Annotated in this window: 3 protein-coding genes; all 3 read right to left on the bottom strand. The window is 37.3% G+C overall.

All coding sequences use genetic code 11. From position 1 onward, the window contains the following. Window positions 1-1222: phosphoenolpyruvate--protein phosphotransferase (ptsP, locus tag AC1DJR_RS28490; protein ID WP_477004100.1), on the bottom strand; the 1222-nt coding region annotated here is incomplete at its 3' end. After that, window positions 1222-1485 (bottom strand): phosphocarrier protein HPr, encoded by a 264-nt coding sequence (gene ptsH / locus AC1DJR_RS28485; RefSeq protein WP_002033915.1) that lies wholly within the window; start codon window positions 1483-1485, stop codon window positions 1222-1224. The genes ptsP and ptsH, both read right to left, overlap by 1 nt. Window positions 1486-1620: 135 nt before the next feature. Beyond that, a partial coding sequence (locus tag AC1DJR_RS28480) for a PTS glucose transporter subunit IIA (RefSeq protein ID WP_477004099.1) occupies window positions 1621-1824 on the bottom strand: 204 nt, incomplete at its 5' end.

Genomic DNA, 1824 nt, shown 5'->3' with positions numbered 1-1824 from the left:
AGATTGCTTTCGCTTGACGGAACTCATCAAGAGTTGCAATCATTGGGAACATAATTTTTAAGTTACCGTATACGCTAGCACGAAGTAATGCACGAAGTTGTGTACGGAACACATCTTGCTCATCAAGACATAAGCGAATTGCACGGTATCCTAAGAATGGGTTCATTTCTTTTGGTAAATGTAAGTATGGAAGTTCTTTATCTCCACCGATGTCAAGTGTACGAACAACGACTGGTTGATCTTCTTTTACACCTTCAAGAACTGCTTTATACGCTTCGAACTGCTCTTCTTCTGTTGGAAGATTGTCACGGCCCATGTATAAGAATTCTGTACGGTATAAACCAACGCCTTCTCCGCCATTATCGATAATACCTTGTACATCATTTGGTGTTCCGATATTAGCAACAAGCTCAACGTGATGTCCATCACTTGTTACAGTTGCTTGGTCCTTTAATTTTGCCCATACAACTTTTTGCTCTTCAAATTTCGCTTTCTTTTCTTCAAAAGAACGAAGAGTTTCTTCAGATGGGTTTACAATTACTTCTCCATCTAAACCGTCAATGATTACGATATCGCCGTTTTGGATTTTCTCCATAACAACTTTCGTACCAACAACAGCTGGAATTTCCATAGAACGAGCCATAATTGCAGAGTGAGATGTACGTCCACCGATATCAGTTGTGAAACCTTTTGCATACTTACGGTTTAACTGAGCTGTATCAGATGGTGTTAAATCTTCAGCAATGATGATTACTTCTTCAGAAATTGTACCAGGGTTTGAGAAGTTAATTCCTAGTAAATGTGCAARAACACGTTTTGTTACGTCGCGAATATCCGCAGCACGTTCTTTCATRTATTCGTTATCCATGTTTTCAAACATAGAAATAAACATTGATGCAACTTCATCCATTGCAAATTCAGCATTTACTTTTTCGCCATTTACTTTATCTTTTACTGGATTTACTAATTCTGGATCATTTAATACTAATAAATGTGCTTCAAAGATAGCAGCTTTATCAGCACCTAGCTCAGCAAAAGCATGGTCCTTAATAGCTTCTAGTTCAGATTTTGCTTTCTCAAGCGCAGCGTCTAAGCGTGCAATTTCAGCAGCTTCGTCTGTAATTGATTTCTTTTCAATGTTAAATTCAGGATTCTCAAGTCTGAAAGCCTTTGCAATAGCAATCCCACTTGATGCAGCGATCCCTTGAATGTTAAGAGTCATTATTCTCCTAATCCTTCGTTTTTCATAGTTTCTTCGATAGCTGCTAGTGCTTGAGCTGCATCATCACCATTTGCAGTGACCTTAATTTCCGCGCCTTGTTGAATTCCYAAAGACATAACACCCATGATTGATTTTAAGTTAACGTTTTTTCCGTTATACTCTAAGTTRATGTCAGAACCAAATTTGCTTGCAGTGTTTACAAGTAGAGTTGCTGGACGAGCATGAATTCCTGAGTCGCTAGTTACTTTAAAGATTTTTTCCATGATAATTTATCTCCTTCAAATACAGTATTTTTTTAGTTGTATAGACGTGAGTACTACATCATCTATTGTATATAATAGGCGATGTTCGGTCAACCACATCGCCTATTATAATTATAAACATTTTGCGTCAAATTCCTACTGAATGTCAATAATAGCGTTTTCGCCCTTCTTAACATTTCCATCTTTTTTCAATTCGACTTGTTGCCCTTGTTGTAAATTCGTAAAGACGATTGGTGTAATAATAGATGGTGCATTTTCTTTTACAAATGCAAGATCTACTTTTAATAATGGTTGTCCTTGCTTCACTTTATCACCTTGTGCTACAAGCGCTTCAAAGCC

Source organism: Bacillus sp. 05T31, from assembly GCF_056396725.1.
Note: the sequence above shows the minus strand (reverse complement) of the source record. Positions and strands in the feature narration are given on the sequence as shown.